Below are 18,203 nucleotides of genomic sequence, written 5' to 3' on the forward strand. Positions count from 1 at the left end.
AGTTGATTTTTTACTGAAGCTACACTTTCATGAGAAAAACAAGAACAACACCGGAGCCGCCCGCATGTCGACCGCCTTTGCCCACCTGTTCGAGCCCTTGCAGATTCGCGGCAAGCGCCTGAAGAACCGCATCATGTCGACCGGCCACGATACGTGCCTGCCCACCGACAACCTGGTCAACGACAAGCTGATCGCCTACCAGAGCGCCCGCGCTGCCGGAGGTGTGGGGCTGATCGTGCTGCAGGTGGCCGGGGTGCATGACAGCGCCCGCTACACCTCCCATGTCCTGATGGCCACCGACGATGCCTGCATCGAGGGCTACCGGCAGTTGGCCGAAGCCTGCCATGCCCATGGCACGGTGGTGCTGTCGCAGCTGTTCCACCCAGGCAGGGAGATCATGGAATCCGCCGACGGGCTGCTGGCCGTCGCCTACTCGGCATCAGCGGTGCCCAACGAGCGGTTTCGCGTGATGCCCCGGGCCCTGAACCAGGCGATGATCGACGAGATCGTCCAGGGGTATGCCAACGCCGCCCGCCGCCTGCACCAGGCCGGACTGGATGGCGTGGAAGTGGTGGCCAGCCATGGCTACCTGCCGGCGCAATTCCTCAACCCGCGGGTCAACCTGCGCAGCGACGGTTACAACGGCGGCCTTGAACAGCGCCTGCGGTTCTTGCGCGAGGTACTGCACGCGGTGCGCGCGGCCACCGACGAACAGTTCATCGTCGGCCTGCGCATCAGTGCCGACGAGCGCGACAGCGAAGGGCTCAGCGAAGATGAATCACTGGCTGCGGCCGAAGCGCTACAGGGCCAACTCGATTACCTGCATATCGTCGCCGGCACCTCGGCGACGCTCGGCGGCGCCGTGCACATCGTGCCGCCGATGGCCATCGCGCCGGCGTACCTGGCCCGCGAGGCCGGCACCTTCAAGCAGCGCCTGGACATTCCGCTGTTCGTCACCGGGCGCATCAATCAGCCGCAGGAAGCGGAGCTGATCCTGGCCCGTGGCCAGGCCGACGTCTGCGGCATGACCCGAGCGCTTATCTGCGATCCGCAGATGCCGAGCAAGACAGAACAGGGGCATGTGGAGGACGTGCGCGCCTGCATCGCCTGCAACCAGGCCTGCATCGGCCACTTTCACCGAGGCTTGCCGATCTCCTGCATTCAACACCCGGAAACCGGCCGCGAACTGCAGTACGGCACGCTCAAGCCCGCCACCGTACGCAAGCGCATCCTGGTGGCAGGCGGCGGCCCTGCTGGCATGAAAGCCGCGGCCGTGGCCGCCGCGCGCGGGCACGCGGTAACGCTGTACGAGGCCAGCGCGCAGCTCGGCGGCCAGGTACAGCTCGCGCAACTGCTGCCCCGACGCAGTGAATTCGGCGGAGCCAGCACCAACCTGCAGCGCGAAATGCAGTTGGCCGGTGTACGTGTGGTACGTAATACGCGAGTCGACCGCGCCCTGGTCGAGCGCGAGCGCCCCGACCTGGTGATCGCCGCCACCGGCGCCACACCCTACTGGCCATCGTTCGAACGCAGCGGTGAGCTGCAGGTGGTGGATGCCTGGCAAGTGCTGCGCAATGAAGTCACGCCAGGCCGTTCGGTGCTGGTGGTGGACTGGCGCAGCGACTGGATCGGCCCTGGTATCGCCGAACGCCTGGTCCGCGAAGGGCATCAGGTGCAGTTGGCGGTCAATGGCACCCACTGTGGTGAAAGCCTGCCGCTGTACGTGCGCGACCAGATGGCCGGGGAACTGCACCGCCTGAGCATCCCGATCACCCCCTATGCCCGCCTGTACGGCTGCGACGACAACACCGTGTACCTGCAGCACACGGCCAGCGGTGAACCGATGATCTACGACAACATCGATACCCTGGTGCTGTGCCTGGGCCACCAGCCGCAAGACACGCTGGCCGAGGAGCTGGCCGACCTGGTCGAAGTTCGGCGCATCGGCGACTGCCTGGCGCCGCGTACCGTCGAAGAAGCGATCCATGATGGCCTGACAGTTGCCTGGTCCGTCTGACGCTGTACATACTGCCGCTTTCCCGATGGACCGAAGCGCATGAGCCAGCTGCCACAGACCCCGCCCGCCGCCGAAGACGGCGGCGCCGCCCCCCAGTTTCTCGGCACCCGTATCCGCGGCCTGCGCAAGCGCCGCGGCATGACCCTGGCGGAGCTGGCGGCGCAGAGCGAGCTGACGGCGGGCTACATCAGCCAGCTCGAACGCAACCTGTCGTACCCGTCGATCCCGGCGCTGTTCAACATTGCCCGCAGCCTGGGCGTGACCATCCAGTGGTTCTTCGCCAGCGAAGCCAGCACCGCCCCCGAAGACCAGGGCTACGTGGTGCGGCGCAACAGCCGGTTGAGCGTGCATTACGAAGACGGCATCGTCGACCAGTTGCTCACGCCCCAGCCCAACCGCCAGCTGGAGATCCTGCATTCGCGCTTCCCGCCAGGCACCTACAGCCAACAGAGCTACAGCCACGAAGGTGAAGAAGCCGGCTACATCCTCTCAGGCTGTTTCGAGCTGTGGGTGGGCGAACGGCACTTCCAGCTGGGCGAAGGTGACAGCTTCAGTTTTCCCAGCCAGGAACCGCACCGCTACGGCAATCCGGGCGAGGTGGATGCCGTGGTGATCTGGGTGATCACTCCGCCGACGTTCTGAGTTGTAGCGCCAGGGTGCGCGTTTCGTCGCCCGCCACATCGTTGGCCGTGAACAAGGACTACCTTGTTTAACCGGACTCTCCAGGAGCACAACGATGAACAATATCCTGATCATTGGCGCCGGCTTCGCAGGCCTGTGGAGCGCCCTCAGCGCGGTCCGCCAACTGGACCTGCACGGCCGCACGGATGTCGCGGTGACGCTACTCGCGCCAAAGGCTGAACTACACGTGCGCCCACGCTTCTACGAGCCTGAAGTGCACACCATGGCCGCCCCGTTGCATGAGCTGTTCGAGTCGGTGAACGTGCGATTCGTGCAAGGCACGGCGTTCCACATCGACGAATCCGCCAAGCAGGTACGCTACCGCACCCAGAGCGGCACCGAGTGCAGCCTGGGCTACGACCGCCTGATCATGGCCTGCGGCAGCGTGCTCAACCGCCCGGACATGGTCGGTATCGAGCACGTCTTCGATGTCGACAAGATCGACAGCGCCGCACGCCTTGAAACCCACCTCAAGTCACTGGCCAACCTCCCCGACACGCCCGAGCGCAACACCGTCGTAGTGGCGGGCGGCGGCTTCACCGGCATCGAGACCGCAACCGAACTGCCGGCGCGCTTGCGCGACATCCTCGGCGAGCAGGCACGGCTACGTGTGGTGGTGGTCGACCGCGGCGCGAAAATCGGTGCTGCGCTGGGTGACGGTATTCGACCGGCTATCGAGCAGGCATCCGAGGCACTGGGCATCGAATGGATCTGCGGCGCCACCGTGACCTCGGTGGACCGCGACGGTGTACTGCTGGACAACGGCCAGCGCATCGCGGCGAGCACAGTGGTCTGGACCGTGGGCTTCAAGGCCAACCCGCTGACCGAACAGATCAGCGGCGAACGCGACCGCCAGGGCCGCTTGCATGTGGATGGCAACCTCAAGGTCAAAGGCAACGATGCGGTGTATGCGGCGGGTGATGTGGCCTACGCGGCGTGCGATGAGGTGGGCAACCACGCGGTGATGTCCTGCCAGCATGCCATTCCGCTGGGCCGGTATGCAGGGAACAATGCCGTGGCCGAGCTGATCGGCGTGGCGCCGATGACTTATAGCCAGCCCAAGTACGTGACTTGCCTCGATCTGGGTGCCTGGGGTGCGGTGTACACCGAGGGCTGGGACCGCCAGGTGTCGCCACCGACCGACAAGGCCGAGGCCAAGGTGCTGAAGTCGCAGATCAATACGGTCTGGATCTATCCGCCAGCGGCCAACGACCGCGCGGCGGCGCTGGCCGCAGCGGATCCGACCATTCCGGTGGCCTGAGTTGTGTTCCCACAGGCACTGTGATTCCCCTGTGGAAGTGATTCACCTGTGGGAGCCGGCTTGCCGGCGATGAGGCCCGAGCAGGCAGTTCAACTTTGCCTGCCCCGGCCCTATCGCCGGCAAGCCGGCTCCCACAGGGATCGCGTGAGTGCCCACAATGCATTTGCGAATTGCGCCGAACCCATGGCATAGATGCAGTGACAGCTTCACGCCATTCAAGGAGTTCGTGCATGAGCAAGCCCCCCTATGTCCCGCCTGCGGTCTGGCGCCACGACGCAGCGTCCGGCGGCCAGTTCGCCAACATCAACCGCCCTGTTGCCGGCCCAACCCATGACAAGGACCTGCCGGTAGGCAAGCACCCCTTGCAGCTGTACTCCCTGGCCACGCCCAATGGGGTCAAGGTGACCATTCTGCTCGAAGAGCTGCTCGCCCTTGGCCACGGCGGTGCCGAGTACGATGCCTGGCTGATCCGCATCGGTGAGGGCGACCAGTTCTCCAGCGGCTTCGTCCAGGTCAACCCCAACTCCAAGATCCCCGCCCTGCTCGACCGCAGCGTCGAGCCGCCGGTACGGGTGTTCGAGTCGGGCTCGATCCTGCTGTACCTGGCCGAGAAATTCGGCGCATTTTTGCCCAAGGCACCGGCCGCACGGACCGAGTGCCTGAACTGGCTGTTCTGGCAGATGGGAGCGGCGCCTTACCTGGGTGGCGGCTTCGGCCACTTCTATGTGTATGCGCCGGAGAAATTCGAGTACGCCATCAACCGCTTCACCATGGAAGCCAAGCGCCAGCTCGATGTACTCGAGCGCCGCCTGGCCGAAAGCCGCTACCTCGGTGGCGACGAATACAGCATTGCCGATATCGCAGTGTGGTCGTGGTACGGCCAGCTGGTGCGCGGCAACCTGTATGACGCGGCGCAGTTCCTGGCCGTGCACGAGTACCCGCAGGTGCAGCGTTGGGCCGAGGAAATTGCCCAGCGACCAGCGGTGCAACGGGGCACACGGGTCAACCGCACCTGGGGCGATGAAGCCAGCCAGGTGCCTGAGCGGCATGCCGCGACCGACCTGGATTGACCACGCCGGGGCCGCTGGGCGGCCCCGACAATGCCCCCTTGCAAAAAACCATTTCTGCCGCGCAAACCTCCCTCCCCAACTGCCTTCTTGTACACTCCTCGCAAAAGCCCCCACCTGCACAATTTTTGGTGAAAGCATGATCGAGGTAACCGAGGTTTCCATTGCCGAGCTGCGCGACGCGCTCGAATCGGGCCGCACGACAGCGGTCGAGTTGGTCAAGGCCTACCTGGCGCGTATCGACGCCTACGATGGAGCCAATACCGCTACCGCACTGAACGCCGTGGTGGTGCGCAATCCAGAAGCACTCAAGGAGGCCGAGGCTTCCGACGCCCGCCGCGCCAAGGGCCAGACCTTGAGCCCGCTCGATGGCATCCCCTACACCGCCAAGGACAGCTATCTGGTCAAAGGCCTGACCGCCGCCTCCGGCAGCCCGGCCTTCAAGGACCTGGTGGCGCAGCGCGACGCCTTCACCATCGAGCGCTTGCGCGCCGCCGGTGCGGTGTGCCTGGGCAAGACCAACATGCCGCCCATGGCCAACGGCGGCATGCAGCGTGGCGTCTATGGCCGCGCCGAAAGCCCGTATAACGCCAACTACCTGACCGCACCGTTCGCCTCTGGCTCGTCCAACGGTGCCGGTACCGCCACCGCCGCCAGCTTCAGCGCCTTCGGCCTGGCCGAGGAAACCTGGTCCAGCGGCCGGGGCCCTGCCTCGAACAACGGCCTGTGCGCCTACACCCCATCGCGTGGCGTGATCTCGGTACGCGGCAACTGGCCGCTGACCCCGACCATGGACGTGGTGGTGCCTTATGCCCGGACCATGGCCGACCTGCTGGAAATCCTCGACGTGGTGGTGGCCGACGACGCCGACAAGCGTGGCGACCTGTGGCGCCTGCAGCCTTGGGTACCGATCCCGGCCGCATCCAGCGTACGCCCAGCGTCCTACCTGGACCTGGCGGTGGACGCCAGCTCGCTCAAGGGCAAGCGTTTCGGCGTACCGCGCATGTACATCAATGCCGACCCTGAGGCCGGCACCTCGGAAAAACCGGGCATCGGTGGCCCGACCGGTCAGCGCATCAACACTCGCGCCACCGTCATCGACCTGTGGCAACAGGCGCGTCAGGCCCTGGAAGCGGCCGGCGCCGAGGTAGTCGAAGTGGACTTCCCGCTGGTGTCCAATTGCGAAGGCGACCGCCCTGGCGCACCGACCGTGTACAACCGCGGCATCGTCAGCAAGGAATTCCTCCATGACGAACTGTGGGAACTGTCGGGCTGGGCATTCGATGATTTCCTGCGTGCCAACAACGACCCCAAGCTCAACCGCCTGGCCGATGTCGATGGCCCGCTGATCTTCCCCCACGACCCGGGCACCCTGCCCAACCGTGAGGACGACCTGGCCGCCGGTATGGACGAGTACGTCAACATGGCCAAGCGCGGTCTGAAGACCTGGGACCAGATCGAGACCCTGCCGGATGGCCTGCGCGGCCTGGAAAAAACCCGCAAGATCGACCTGGAAGACTGGATGGACAATCTGGGCCTGGACGCGGTGCTGTTCCCGACCGTGGCCGACGTAGGCCCGGCCGATGCCGACGTCAACCCCGAGTCGGCGGACATCGCCTGGAGCAACGGCATCTGGGTAGCCAACGGCAACCTCGCCATTCGCCACCTGGGTGTGCCGACCGTCACCGTGCCAATGGGCGTGATGGCCGATATCGGCATGCCGGTAGGCCTGACCTTTGCGGGCCGGTCCTACAGCGACAACAACCTGTTGAGCTTCGCTGCCGCGTTTGAATCGACCGGCTCTCGCCGCATGATTCCGCCGCGTACCCCCGCGCTGGGGTGATCGTTCGCTGGAAGTTTGTGTCGATGCACAAATCGAGCGCCGCGCGGGCGGCGCTCGATTTCAACCACACCGCAAATTCAACGACATGCACCTGTCGCCCCGCGCTACCATTCGGCCCTACCTCGAGCATTGGCACTCTCTGCTCATACCGAATGAAGCGTCGTGGAGCTACTTGATGACCCTGCACATCCACACCCCCCTGATCGAATCCCGCCCGTTATCGCTGGCCGCCGGCCGTAGCATATGGCTCAAGCTCGATGCCCTGCAGCCCTGCGGTTCATTCAAGCTGCGTGGCGTGGGCCATGCCTGCGAAGTCCACCATGCCCGTGGCGCGCGACATTTCGTTTCCTCCTCCGGTGGCAATGCCGGCCTGGCAGTGGCCTATGCCGGTCGCAAGCTCGGCGTGCCGGTGACGGTGGTGGTGCCTGAGACCACCAGCGACCGCGCCAAGGAGCTGCTGCGCCTGGAGGACGCCAAGGTGGTGGTGCATGGCAGCTCCTGGCAGGAGGCCAATGAGCTGGCACAGACCCTGGTCGGGGCCGATGATGCCTTCATCCACCCTTTCGACGACCCGCTGCTGTGGACCGGGCATGCCAGCCTGGTTGACGAGGTCGCTGCCACCGGGATCAAACCCGACGCCGTGGTGCTGTCGGTCGGCGGCGGCGGCCTGCTCAGTGGCGTGGTCGAAGGGCTCAAGCGCAACGGCTGGGATGATGTGCTAGTGCTGGCGGTGGAAACCGAAGGTGCGGCTTCGCTTCACGCTGCGGTGCAGGTCGGTCACTCGGTGGAGCTGGAGCGTATCGCGTCGGTGGCGACCTCGCTGGGCGCCAAGCGTGTTGCCGACCAGGCCCTGGCGTGCGTGCGCGAACATCCGGTGCAGAGCGTTCTGGTCACCGATCGCGCGGCACTGGAGGCGTGCGAGCGGTTCCTGAGCGATCATCGGGTGCTGGTGGAGCCTGCCTGCGGGGCGGCGTTGGCGCTGGCTTACGCGCCTGGGAAGTTGGCGGGTTTCCAGAATGTGCTGGTCGTGGTGTGTGGCGGCGCTACGGCAACGCTTGGGCAGATTCAGGATTGGTTGAAGCAGGTCGATTAAGGTGGGCTGTTCCTGCCCTTTCGCGGGACAAGCCCGCTCCCACAGGTTTACCACTCTGTTCAAGGGCAGCGCGGTACCTGTGGGAGCGGGCTTGTCCCGCGAAAGGGTCGGTACACTCACCGCAAGAGTGGAATGATCTGCGGCACCAGTTTCTCCCCTTCGATTTCAATCACCGCCACCGTCACCGGCAACTTGAACCGCCGTGGCCCGGCACTCCCGGGATTCAGGAACAACCGCCCCTCCCGCCAGTCGATCAGCGGCTTGTGCGAATGCCCGGTGATCACGACCCGCACCCCCTCATCCAACGCGCCCGGCACGTCGGCAATGTCGTGAACCAGCAGAACCTGCCGGCCCCCCATCTCAAAGCGCAACTGATCGGCTATCTGCGCCGCCCAAGGCAATTTCAGGTCATTGTTGCCACGCACGACCTGCAGCGGCGCCAAGGCCCCAAGCACCTCGATGACTTCGGGTTTGCCGATGTCGCCGGCGTGCACAATCAGGTCGCACCCCTTCAGCGCATCGACCGCCTCGGGGCGCAGCAAACCGTGGGTGTCGGATATGACGCCAACTTTCATGCTCAGCTCCTGTTCGCGAACGGCTGTTCATCAGATTCTTCTTCATCTGCATAGCCGGTGATTAGGATGTTCACACAGGCCTGTTCAAATAAGCCCGTTGCCATCGGAAAAAACCTGCCCCAACAGTCACGACCGCGACGAAATGCTGATCTCACTCTTTCGATATGCAGCAAGTGAAGGCACAATGCGTGTCCTTTTTTTGGCCGGCCTGGCCGGGGGCCTTTAAATGATCAAGACGCCGTACTACCTCATCGATAAAACCAAGCTGCTGGGCAACATGGAGAAGATCGCCTACGTGCGCGAACACTCCGGTGCCAAGGCTCTGCTCGCCCTCAAGTGCTTCGCCACCTGGTCGGTCTTCGACCTGATGCAGCAGTACATGGACGGCACCACCTCTTCCTCGCTTTACGAGCTCAAGCTCGGCCGCCAGAAGTTCGCCGGCGAAACCCACGCCTACAGCGTGGCCTGGGCCGACGACGAGGTCGAGGAAATGCTCGAGAACTGCGACAAGATCATCTTCAACTCGATCGGCCAGCTGCAGCGCTTCGCCGAACAGTCCGAAGGCAAGGTCCGTGGCCTGCGCGTCAACCCGCAGGTGAGCAGCTCCGACTACCTGCTGGCCGACCCGGCCCGGCCGTTCAGCCGCCTGGGCGAGTGGGACCCGGAAAAGATCGAGAAGGTTATCCAGCAGATCTCCGGCTTCATGTTCCACAACAACTGTGAGAACGGTGACTTCGGCCTGTTCGACAAGATGCTCTCGCACATCGAAGAGCGCTTTGGCCACCTGCTGCACAAGGTCGAGTGGGTCAGCCTCGGTGGCGGCATCCACTTCACCGGCGAAGACTACGCAGTCGACGCGTTCTGCGCGCGCCTGAAAGCCTTCTCGGAAAAATACGGCGTGCAGGTCTACCTGGAGCCGGGCGAAGCCGCCATCACCAACAGCGCCTCGCTGGAAGTGACCGTGCTCGACACCCTGTACAACGGCAAGCACCTGGCCGTGGTCGACAGCTCGATCGAAGCGCACCTGCTCGACCTGCTGATCTACCGCCTCAATGCCAAGATGGCACCCAACGATGGCGAGCACACCTACATGGTCTGCGGCAAGTCGTGCCTGGCCGGTGACATCTTCGGCGAGTATCAATTCGATCGTCCGCTGGCCATCGGCGACCGCCTGTCGTTCGTCGACACCGCGGGTTACACCATGGTCAAGAAAAACTGGTTCAACGGTTTGAAGATGCCGTCCATCGCGGTCAAGCAACTCGACGGCAGCGTCGAAGTGGTGCGCGAGTTCGGTTTCGAAGACTACGTTTCCAGCCTGTCGTAAAGACCGGCACTCAAGTAAGGAGCAAAAGGTAAATTGAAGAAGAACGTTCTTATCATTGGTGCAGGAGGTGTCGCCAAGGTGGTGGCCCACAAGTGCGCGCAGCATAACGACGAACTGGGTCGTATCGCTATCGCGTCACGGAACATCTCCAAATGCCAGGCCATCATCGACAGCGTCAAGGCCAAGGGTAGCCTCAAGGTTCCCGCCGACATCCAGGCCTTCTCGCTCAACGCCCTCGATGTCGAGGCGACCAAGGCACTGATCCGCGAGACCGAATCGCAGATCGTGATCAACGTCGGTTCCGCGTTCCTCAACATGTCGGTGCTGCGTGCCTGCATCGATACCGGTGTCGCCTACCTGGACACCGCCATCCACGAAGAGCCGGGCAAGATCTGCGAGACCCCGCCGTGGTACGGCAACTACGAGTGGAAACACCTCGAAGAGTGCCAACAAAAGAACATTACCGCCATTCTCGGCGTCGGTTTCGACCCGGGTGTGGTGAACAGCTACGCAAAACTTGCGCAGCAACAGTACTTCGACAGCATTGATTCGATCGACATTCTCGACGTCAATGCCGGTTCCCATGGCAAGTACTTCGCCACCAACTTCGACCCGGAAATCAACTTCCGCGAGTTCACCGGGCAAGTATGGAGCTGGCAGAACAGCCAGTGGACCAGCAACACCATGTTCGAAGTCAAGCGTACCGACGACCTGCCGGTGGTTGGCTCGCAGAACCTGTACCTGACCGGTCACGACGAGGTCCACTCGATCTCGAAGAACCTGAACGTGCCGAACGTGCGCTTCTGGATGAGCTTCGGCGAGCACTACATCAACGTGTTCACCGTGCTGAAGAACCTTGGCCTGCTCTCCGAGCAGCCGGTCAAGACCGCCGAAGGCCTGGAAGTGGTACCGCTGAAAGTGGTCAAGGCCGTGCTGCCCGACCCAGCCTCGCTGGCCCCGGGCTACACCGGCAAGACCTGCATCGGTGACCTGGTCAAGGGCACCAAGGACGGCCAGCCGCGCGAAGTGTTCATCTACAACGTGGCTGACCACGAGGAAGCCTACGCCGAGACCGACAGCCAGGGTATCTCCTACACCGCCGGTGTACCGCCAGTGGCTGCGGCCCTGCTGGTCGCCCGTGGCGAGTGGGATGCCAAGCGCATGGTCAACGTCGAGGAGCTGCCAGCCGAGCCGTTCCTCAAGGCGCTGGACGTCATGGGCCTGCCGACACGCGTGAAAGATGAGAAAGGCGATCGTCCTTGGGACGCTGAAGCCTAAGCGGTAAACAGAAGGGGCGCCCACACGGCGCCCCTTCTTTTTGCCTGCTCCGGCCCTATCGCCGGCAAGCCGGCGATGGGGCCGCTAGCTACTTCCTGGCCTCCAGAATCAGATTGAACGGCGTCTGCGTCGCCCGCCGGAACTTCGTGAACCCCGCCTCCTCGAACACCGCCCGCAACCGCGCCTCCCCCGCCTGCGCCCCCAACCCCAGCCCCACTTCCTGGGACAGCGAATTCGGCGTGCAAATGAACGTCGACGCCGCATAGAACAACCGCCCCACCGGCGTCAGGTTGCCATCGAGCGAATCCTCGGCATAGGGTTCCACCAGCATCACCGTACCGTCGGCCTTCAGCGCCCGGTAGGCATGCCGCGCCGCGCCGACCGGGTCGCCCATGTCATGCAGGCAATCGAAGAAGCACACCAGGTCATGATCGTGGCCCGGGTAATCCTTGGCCGAGGCCTGCTGGAAGTTCACGCGCCCTTCCAGCCCCGCCTCGCGCGCACGCTCGCTGGCCGTGGCGATGGAAGGTGCATGGTAGTCATAGCCGGTGAACGTCGATGCCGGAAACGCCTGGGCCATGACCAGGGTCGAGGCGCCATGCCCGCACCCGACATCGGCCACTTTGGCCCCAGCCTGCAACTTGCCCACTACACCGTCGAGCGCGGGTAGCCACTCGGCCACGAGGAAAGTCCGATAACCCGGCCGGAAGAACCGTTCGGTACCGCTGAACATGCACGGGTGATGGTCGCCCCAGGCCAGCCCGCCGTCACCGCGCATGGCCGCCACCAGCTTGTCCTTGTCGTGAAACAGCGCCGCCACCACCGCCGCGCCTCCGGCCATGTAGGCCGGCGAGTCCTCCAGCGCAAGCGCCATGGCCTGCTCCTCGGGCAGCACGAATTGCCCTTTGTCATGGGTCATGTAACCGGACGCTGCCTGGGCATTGAGCCACTCGCGCACCAGCCGCGGGTGGCAACCGGTCTTGGCCGCCAGCGCTTCGGGCGTCGTCGGCTTACTGTCGGCCATGGCCCGATAGAGCCCCAGTTCGTCACCGAGAATGACATTGGCCAGCGTCGCCGCCGCGCCCATGTCGCCCACCAGCTTGCCCATGAAATCCTGAAGCCTTGCCTCGTCCATGACCTGCCCTCCTCTGCAAGAAGGCCACCGTCGACGAGGGAAGTCCGGCCCGGGGGGCGGTGGTCATTGGAATGGATGGTTATGCCTCGCCGTAAGTTTAGCCCTTGGGTTTCAACCCAAGGGCTACTCGTCGGCAGACGATGGCTAGCCCAGCCGGTACCTCCGGCTAGGGGACGGTCGCTTGCGTTTCGACGGTGGACGGCGGGCTCAGTTGCAGTACCTCATTGGTATAGGCCCACTCCTTCTGCACCTGGTCGGGGTGATCGTTCAGGCGGATGCCATAGGAGGGAATGATCTGCTTGATCTTCGCCTGCCAGTCCGCCGAGGCCATCTTGTCCTTGAACACCTTGCCCATCAGGTCGAGCATGATCGGCGGCGCGGTGGAGGCGCCTGGTGACGCGCCGAGCAGGCCTGCGATGCTGCCATCCTTCGACGTGACCACTTCGGTACCGAGCTTGAGCACACCGCCCATGTTCGGGTCTTTCTTGATGATCTGCACGCGCTGCCCCGCCTGCCACAAGCGCCAGTCCTGCTGCTTGGCTTCCGGGAAATAGGTGCGCAGCGCCTCGAAGCGGTCATCGTCGGACTGCAGCACCTGGCCCACCAGGTACTGCACCAGGTCGAACTCGCGCACGCCCACCCGCACCATGGGCCAGGTGTTGTGCACATTCACGCTGGCGAGCAGGTCGAGCAGCGAGCCCTGCTTGAGAAACTTGGTCGAGAACGTGGCAAACGGCCCGAACAGGATCATCCGCTTGCCATCGAGGACCCGGGTGTCCAGGTGCGGCACCGACATCGGCGGTGCGCCGGTGGCGGCTATACCGTAGGCCTTGGCCATGTGCCGCTGGGCAATGGCCGGGTTGTCGGTCACCAGGAACGAGCCACCCACGGGGAAGCCGGCGTAGTCCTTGGCTTCATCGATGCCGGACTTCTGCAGCAGCGGCAATGCCGCGCCACCGGCACCGATGAACAGGAACTTGGCATCGGTGGCGGCCTTGTTGCCGTCCTTGAGGTTCTTGTACTCCACATGCCAGGAGCCATCCTCATTGCGGGTAATCGCTTCGACTTCGCTGGACAGCTTCAGGTCGAAATTCGGCCGCGTTTGCAGGTAGGCCACATATTGCCGGGTGATCTCGCCAAAATTGACGTCGGTGCCGATGGGCGTCCAGGTCACCGCCAGTTTCTGCTGAGGGTCGCGCCCTTCCATCATCAGCGGTACCCACTTGCGAATCTGCTCGTGGTCTTCGGAATACTGCATGGGCTTGAACAGCGGGCTGGCCTGCAGCGCTTCGTAGCGTTTCTTGAGGAAGCGGATATTGTCGTCACCCCAGACGAAACTCATGTGCGGGGTGGTGTTGATGAAGGAGTGCGGGTTCTTCAGCACGCCTTGCTTGACTTGCCAGGCGAGAAACTGCCGGGTGATCTGGAACGACTCGTTGATCTCCACCGCCTTGGTGATGTCGACCTTGCCGTCTTTTTCCGGTGTGTAGTTGAGCTCCGCCAGGGCGGAATGACCGGTGCCGGCGTTGTTCCAGCCGTTGGAGCTTTCTTCGGCGACCTTGTCTAGCCGCTCGACCATCTGCATCGACCAACCCGGCTCGAGCTCGTTGAGCCAGACCGCCAAGGTCGAGCTCATGATCCCGCCGCCCACCAGCATCACATCGACCTTTCGGCTCTCGGCGGCCTGGACGTTGAGCATGCCCCAGGCCAACGTCATGCCGGCCAGCAACAGCTTCGTTTTGAGCGTGATGTTCATGATTACTCCCGCGCGCTAGCTGTCGGTAAAGTGCAGAACAAGCTTAGCTGACGGATTTAGTCGGGTATAACCGGCTTCCACTCGGCACTCGCTGCATCCGGCGCCGTGCATATTTTTCACATCCACTTCACTTCAGCGCCACAAGCTAAAGGCTATGGTGCCGGCCAGTTTCGGGTGATAGGCCATGCCGAGCGTTGCGATCGCTCCAACCATGCCTGCCTCGCGGACCCCAGCGGCATTACCGTCGACGGTAGTCAAGCGGCGATGGCCGTGGGCGATGGCATTCGCCGCCTGGGGCTGGGCACGGCCGACCGGCTCAGCAGCCCGGAAGTGCGCACCCGGCAGACCGCATTTTTCATCTTTGGCAAGGCCATCGAGACCCAAGACTGGCTGGTGCAATGCGACGGAACATTTGCTGACTCGGCAGTCGCCCACAAGCGCGAGGGTCGCAACCTGGTTCTGGTCACCCACAGCGGCTGCATCGACGAACTGGAGCGGCAATTGGACGTTTCCGGTGGCCAGCGCGACAGCGGCTATGCCAGCGCGCTGTTCGTCACCAAGAGCAGCGATGGCCAGCCCCACATCCTAGGCCAACTCAATGCCAAACAATGGCGCGAACTGGTCAGCAGCACAGGGAAGTAACCATGCCAAATCCTTCACGTACCACGTTCTACATCAACAACTTGCTGCTGCCGCTGGTGCTCTCGCTGATCGTCTTCCTGCTGTTTGACCTCACCGAACTGGACCGCTGGATAAGCAACCTGCTGATCGATCCGGCCACGGGCAGCTTCCCGCTGCTGCATGACCAATGGTTCGAAAAAGTCACCCACAAGTGGCCGCGCATCCTTCCGGACTGGACAGGTGAACTGGCCGTGATCGGCTCGCTGCTGTCGTTCGTGTGGCCGCGTTTGCAGCATCACCCGGACATGTGGGTGACGCGCATGCTGAACAAGGCCAGGATCAGCCCGGTATTGCGTTTCACCGCCCAGCATCGTCGCGATTTCCTGTTCGTCGTGGTTGCCTTCGCCTTGAGCACCACGGTCATCCACTACCTGAAAAGCCACACCAGCGTGTACTGCCCCGTGGAAACCACCTTGTACGGTGGCCATGAACTGCGCAAGGAGTGGTACGAGAACTTCACCCTGCTGAGCAAGGCGGGCGATGGCCGCTGCTGGCCAGGCGGCCATGCCTCCAGCGGCTTTACCTTGTTGGCGCTGTACTTCGTGGCCCTGCGCTACCGCTGGCAGCATGCGCGCAAACTGCTGGTGGCGATCCTGCTGATCGGTTTCGTCTACGGCACCACCCGGGTTCTGCAAGGCTGGCACTACATGTCGCATACCTTCTGGGCCGGGATCTTCGTCTGGTTCACCAGCTGGGCGACCGCCCTGCTGTTCTACGGCAGGCCGGCCTTGCAAGGCGCTGAGCAACCGGCCTCGGACAATCCTGCGGCGGACGCCTATGCTTGAGCTGTCCCACTGCACTGGAGGGTGCAATGCACAGCCGCGAAACCGCCTTGCTGCAAAGCTGGCAGCACAACGCCCAGGCCTGGATCGACGCCGTGCGCAGTGGCGCTATCGAAAGCCGCCGACAGGTGACCGACCAGGCCATCCTGCTGGCCATACTCGGTCGCCAGCCTGGGCGGGTGCTCGACCTGGGTTGTGGTGAAGGCTGGTTGCTGCGCGCCCTGGCTGACCGGGGCATCGACGCCACGGGCGTGGATGGCGATGCCGCGCTGGTCGCTGCGGCGCGAGCGGCCGGTTCGCCACAGGTGTACCAGGCCAGCTATGAACAGCTCGCCGAAAACGCTGCTGACATGGGTACAGGTTATGACGTGATCTGCGCCAATTTCGCCTTGCTGCAACAGGACATCATTCCCCTGCTCGCCGCCATGAAAGCACTGCTGCTGCCGTACGGCGCACTGCTGATCCAGACCCTGCACCCTTGGAGCGTGGCCAACGGTGACTACCAGGATGGATGGCGCGAAGAGTGTTTTGCAGGCTTTGCCGGGGACTGGCGGCCTATGCCGTGGTACTTCCGAACCCTGGCCAGTTGGCTGAATGCATTGGACATGGCGGGGTTCAGGCTGGCCAGTCTGCAGGAGCCGCAACATCCGCAGAGTGCAGTGCCGCAGTCGCTGCTGCTGGTGGCTGAATAACCCTCGACGAGCCGGATTGATCTCCCCCCGATCAACCCGCTAGCCTGCGCTGCCCCCTCTAGGACGGACCCCGCCCCATGCGCCCACGCGATCTCGCCGCCTACCTGTTCCTGGCCATCGCCTGGGGCTTTTCATTCCTGGTGGTGCTCAAGGTGGTGCACGCCTTCGGCTGGGCCGGTGCGGTGAGTTTCCGCTCGCTGATCGCGGGCAGCACGCTCGCGGTGCTGGGCGCCCTGCTCGGCCGCCGCCTGAAACTGCGCCCCTTGCTCAAACCCTTGCTGGTAGTCGGCGCCACCACCGTGGCCGGCCAACTGATCGGCCTGTCCTACGCCACGCCCTTGATCGGCACGGCCATGGCCGCGATCTTCATCGCCACCATCCCGCTGTTCTCGATGCTCATCGGCCGTGCCTGGGGCCTGGAGAAGATCACCGCGCAGGGGCTGGCCGGATTGCTGCTGGGCGTGCTCGGCATCGTGATGCTGGTGGGTTTCCCGGCCCAACCGGTGAACGAAGCCTTCATCCACGGCTGCATCGCTTCGGTGTTCGGCTGCGTGTGCGCCGCCTTTGGCAGCAACTACGCCAGTTTGCACCTGCGCGGGCAAGATCCCTGGACAGTGACCGGCGGCGCCTTCCTGGTCGGCGGCGTATTGACGCTGCCCCTGCTGTTGCTGGTACCGGTGCCAACCGTGCCACAGGCCAGCGACTGGCTCTATTTGCTGCTCAGCGGTTGCGTGATGAGCGCCACCACCTATGTGCTGTATTTCGGCCTGGTGGCGCGCATCGGCGCGACCCGTGCCATCAGCGTCGAGTTCGTCGTGACGCTGGTGGCCGTGGTGATTGGCGCGTTGTTCCTGAACGAGGCGTTGAGCCTGCTGCAGGCCGCGGGCGGCCTGGTGATCCTGCTGGGCTGCATGCTGGTGCTGGGGCTGCTGCCCGGGCGCAGGCGCCGCTTGCCCAGTTAACGCTGGGCGGTGCTTTGCTCAGGGGCTGGGGTCAGGTGCAGCACCCGGTTGCGGCCACCTTCGGCCAGCAGATAGCCGCCCTTGCCGTCCGGGGTGATGGCCTGGGGCGCCTTGAGGAAGGTCAGCACGGTGTGCCGGGTGCCGTCGGCATCGATGCGCAGCAGGCGAGCACGGTGCGTGTTGTCTTCACTGATCCACAGCCCGCGCTGGTCGCACAGCAGGAAGGTCGGGTTGCGCAGGCCCTCGACCACCACCGGGTCCTGGCCATCTTCGGTCAACGCGCGGACCTTGCCGGTGGCTTTTTCGGTATAGAGCAGGCGGCCATCGGCGCAACGGGTCAGGCCTTCGGTTTCAGTCAGGTTCGAGCGCAACACATCAAGCTGGCCGCTGGCCCACTGGTAGCGCATCAGTCGGCCATTGCCCTTGCGATCCTCGATGGCGTAGAGGTAGTCGCCATCGTTCCACAGCCCCTGCACGCTCTCACCGTCGAACAAGTGCGTGACCTGGCCGTCACGCGACAGGCTGACCGGCGCGAGCCCGCCTTCCTGGCTGAACACCCAGCCGCCCTGGGCCGCGACCATGCCGTCAGGCTTGGAGAGGTTATCGATCAACACCACGCGCTCGCCCTGGGCGGTGATCTTGAGGATGCTGCCGCGACCCTTGTCCAGCTCGCGGCTGACCAGCAGGCTGCCATCGGCCTGCAGCAGCAGCGAGGCGGCCTTGGTCACGTCACGGTGCAGTACATCGACATCCCAGCCGTTGCTGGCCTGGACGGGGTAGAAGCTTTGCCAGGCGAAGAAGCCAAGGGTGGCGGTGAGCACCGCGGCGGTGGTGGTCAGAGCGATACGGGTGCCGCGCTGGCGCAGGATGGGCATGGGTTTGAGGCTCCTGTAAGTGCTGGGGATCCTAGCAATGGGATGTGAAAAAAATGTCAATGAACGGCTACGGAGAAAGCTTAAGGGTGTGCTTGTGGGAGCCGGCTTGCCGGCTGCCACAGGAATCGAGCTAATGCAAAAGGATATAAAAAGAACAAAACGATCTAACCAAATGGAATAA

The 18,203-nt window shown here is 63.8% G+C and carries 16 protein-coding genes; 12 read left to right on the top strand and 4 right to left on the bottom strand.

The genetic code is table 11. The features are described 5' to 3' along the window. The first annotated feature begins 64 nt into the window (after positions 1–64). The 6 genes from ACIPZG_RS08035 to ACIPZG_RS08060 all read left to right on the top strand — a co-directional run bounded on the left by ACIPZG_RS08035 (position 65) and on the right by ACIPZG_RS08060 (position 7,962). Complete coding sequence (locus ACIPZG_RS08035) at positions 65–2,017, top strand: FAD-dependent oxidoreductase (protein WP_400711985.1); 1,953 nt, start codon at positions 65–67, stop codon at positions 2,015–2,017. Between the two features lie 39 nt (positions 2,018–2,056). Next, positions 2,057–2,659: a helix-turn-helix domain-containing protein gene (locus ACIPZG_RS08040; protein ID WP_008093876.1), complete on the top strand. Its 603-nt coding sequence runs from the start codon at positions 2,057–2,059 to the stop codon at positions 2,657–2,659. A 94-nt stretch (positions 2,660–2,753) separates the two neighbouring features. Continuing rightward, complete coding sequence (locus ACIPZG_RS08045) at positions 2,754–3,959, top strand: NAD(P)/FAD-dependent oxidoreductase (RefSeq protein ID WP_400711988.1); 1,206 nt, start codon at positions 2,754–2,756, stop codon at positions 3,957–3,959. A 230-nt stretch (positions 3,960–4,189) separates the two neighbouring features. Beyond that, positions 4,190–5,029 carry a glutathione-dependent disulfide-bond oxidoreductase gene (yghU, locus tag ACIPZG_RS08050; protein WP_400639944.1) on the top strand — a complete coding sequence of 280 codons (840 nt, stop codon included), beginning with the start codon at positions 4,190–4,192 and terminating at the stop codon, positions 5,027–5,029. Between the two features lie 136 nt (positions 5,030–5,165). Then, positions 5,166–6,869: an amidase gene (locus ACIPZG_RS08055; protein WP_400711991.1), complete on the top strand. Its 1,704-nt coding sequence runs from the start codon at positions 5,166–5,168 to the stop codon at positions 6,867–6,869. A 175-nt stretch (positions 6,870–7,044) separates the two neighbouring features. Next, a complete protein-coding gene (locus ACIPZG_RS08060) occupies positions 7,045–7,962 on the top strand; it encodes a pyridoxal-phosphate dependent enzyme (RefSeq protein WP_400711994.1) in 918 nt (305 codons plus the stop codon). Between the two features lie 116 nt (positions 7,963–8,078). On the opposite strand, the gene ACIPZG_RS08065 is transcribed toward ACIPZG_RS08060, so the two are convergent. Further along, positions 8,079–8,537: a metallophosphoesterase family protein gene (locus ACIPZG_RS08065; RefSeq protein ID WP_400711997.1), complete on the bottom strand. Its 459-nt coding sequence runs from the start codon at positions 8,535–8,537 to the stop codon at positions 8,079–8,081. A gap of 226 nt (positions 8,538–8,763) precedes the next feature. Between ACIPZG_RS08065 and nspC the strand changes: the two genes are divergently transcribed. Both nspC and ACIPZG_RS08075 read left to right on the top strand, forming a co-directional pair. Continuing rightward, a complete protein-coding gene (gene nspC, locus ACIPZG_RS08070; RefSeq protein ID WP_400712000.1) occupies positions 8,764–9,861 on the top strand; it encodes a carboxynorspermidine decarboxylase in 1,098 nt (365 codons plus the stop codon). 33 nt (positions 9,862–9,894) lie between these two features. Next, positions 9,895–11,139: a saccharopine dehydrogenase family protein gene (locus ACIPZG_RS08075; RefSeq protein ID WP_016394970.1), complete on the top strand. Its 1,245-nt coding sequence runs from the start codon at positions 9,895–9,897 to the stop codon at positions 11,137–11,139. A gap of 88 nt (positions 11,140–11,227) precedes the next feature. Here the strand turns inward: ACIPZG_RS08075 and ACIPZG_RS08080 are convergent, their stop codons facing one another. Both ACIPZG_RS08080 and mqo read right to left on the bottom strand, forming a co-directional pair. Continuing rightward, complete coding sequence (locus ACIPZG_RS08080; RefSeq protein ID WP_400712003.1) at positions 11,228–12,274, bottom strand: class I SAM-dependent methyltransferase; 1,047 nt, start codon at positions 12,272–12,274, stop codon at positions 11,228–11,230. A gap of 166 nt (positions 12,275–12,440) precedes the next feature. Continuing rightward, the gene (mqo, locus tag ACIPZG_RS08085; protein ID WP_400712006.1) at positions 12,441–14,030 is read right to left on the bottom strand and encodes a malate dehydrogenase (quinone); all 1,590 of its coding nucleotides are present in this window, start codon (positions 14,028–14,030) and stop codon (positions 12,441–12,443) included. Between the two features lie 105 nt (positions 14,031–14,135). On the opposite strand from mqo, the gene ACIPZG_RS08090 reads away from it, so the two are divergent. The 4 genes from ACIPZG_RS08090 to ACIPZG_RS08105 all read left to right on the top strand — a co-directional run bounded on the left by ACIPZG_RS08090 (position 14,136) and on the right by ACIPZG_RS08105 (position 17,147). After that, positions 14,136–14,672: a histidine phosphatase family protein gene (locus ACIPZG_RS08090; RefSeq protein WP_400712008.1), complete on the top strand. Its 537-nt coding sequence runs from the start codon at positions 14,136–14,138 to the stop codon at positions 14,670–14,672. Between the two features lie 2 nt (positions 14,673–14,674). After that, positions 14,675–15,496, top strand: a complete 822-nt coding sequence (locus ACIPZG_RS08095) for a phosphatase PAP2 family protein (protein WP_400712011.1) — start codon at positions 14,675–14,677, stop codon at positions 15,494–15,496. A 26-nt stretch (positions 15,497–15,522) separates the two neighbouring features. After that, positions 15,523–16,185 carry a class I SAM-dependent methyltransferase gene (locus ACIPZG_RS08100; RefSeq protein WP_400712014.1) on the top strand — a complete coding sequence of 221 codons (663 nt, stop codon included), beginning with the start codon at positions 15,523–15,525 and terminating at the stop codon, positions 16,183–16,185. A gap of 77 nt (positions 16,186–16,262) precedes the next feature. Next, complete coding sequence (locus ACIPZG_RS08105; RefSeq protein WP_400639934.1) at positions 16,263–17,147, top strand: DMT family transporter; 885 nt, start codon at positions 16,263–16,265, stop codon at positions 17,145–17,147. On the opposite strand, the gene ACIPZG_RS08110 is transcribed toward ACIPZG_RS08105, so the two are convergent. Beyond that, complete coding sequence (locus ACIPZG_RS08110) at positions 17,144–18,022, bottom strand: hypothetical protein (protein ID WP_400712017.1); 879 nt, start codon at positions 18,020–18,022, stop codon at positions 17,144–17,146. The two genes, ACIPZG_RS08105 and ACIPZG_RS08110, sit on opposite strands and share 4 nt — an antisense overlap. Positions 18,023–18,203 lie beyond the last annotated feature (181 nt).

Source organism: Pseudomonas sp. NPDC089395 (assembly GCF_044749525.1).
Lineage (GTDB): Bacteria > Pseudomonadota > Gammaproteobacteria > Pseudomonadales > Pseudomonadaceae > Aquipseudomonas.

Excerpts from the sequence above, each read along its gene's own strand:
- ACIPZG_RS08035 (WP_400711985.1), top strand. The coding sequence starts at position 65 with ATGTCGACCGCCTTTGCCCACCTGTTCGAGCCCTTGCAGATTCGCGGC.
- ACIPZG_RS08040 (WP_008093876.1), top strand. The coding sequence starts at position 2,057 with ATGAGCCAGCTGCCACAGACCCCGCCCGCCGCCGAAGACGGCGGCGCC.
- ACIPZG_RS08045 (WP_400711988.1), top strand. The coding sequence starts at position 2,754 with ATGAACAATATCCTGATCATTGGCGCCGGCTTCGCAGGCCTGTGGAGC.
- yghU (WP_400639944.1), top strand. The coding sequence starts at position 4,190 with ATGAGCAAGCCCCCCTATGTCCCGCCTGCGGTCTGGCGCCACGACGCA.
- ACIPZG_RS08055 (WP_400711991.1), top strand. The coding sequence starts at position 5,166 with ATGATCGAGGTAACCGAGGTTTCCATTGCCGAGCTGCGCGACGCGCTC.
- ACIPZG_RS08060 (WP_400711994.1), top strand. The coding sequence starts at position 7,045 with ATGACCCTGCACATCCACACCCCCCTGATCGAATCCCGCCCGTTATCG.
- ACIPZG_RS08065 (WP_400711997.1), bottom strand. The coding sequence starts at position 8,537 with ATGAAAGTTGGCGTCATATCCGACACCCACGGTTTGCTGCGCCCCGAG.
- nspC (WP_400712000.1), top strand. The coding sequence starts at position 8,764 with ATGATCAAGACGCCGTACTACCTCATCGATAAAACCAAGCTGCTGGGC.
- ACIPZG_RS08080 (WP_400712003.1), bottom strand. The coding sequence starts at position 12,274 with ATGGACGAGGCAAGGCTTCAGGATTTCATGGGCAAGCTGGTGGGCGAC.
- mqo (WP_400712006.1), bottom strand. The coding sequence starts at position 14,030 with ATGAACATCACGCTCAAAACGAAGCTGTTGCTGGCCGGCATGACGTTG.
- ACIPZG_RS08095 (WP_400712011.1), top strand. The coding sequence starts at position 14,675 with ATGCCAAATCCTTCACGTACCACGTTCTACATCAACAACTTGCTGCTG.
- ACIPZG_RS08100 (WP_400712014.1), top strand. The coding sequence starts at position 15,523 with ATGCACAGCCGCGAAACCGCCTTGCTGCAAAGCTGGCAGCACAACGCC.
- ACIPZG_RS08105 (WP_400639934.1), top strand. The coding sequence starts at position 16,263 with ATGCGCCCACGCGATCTCGCCGCCTACCTGTTCCTGGCCATCGCCTGG.
- ACIPZG_RS08110 (WP_400712017.1), bottom strand. The coding sequence starts at position 18,022 with ATGCCCATCCTGCGCCAGCGCGGCACCCGTATCGCTCTGACCACCACC.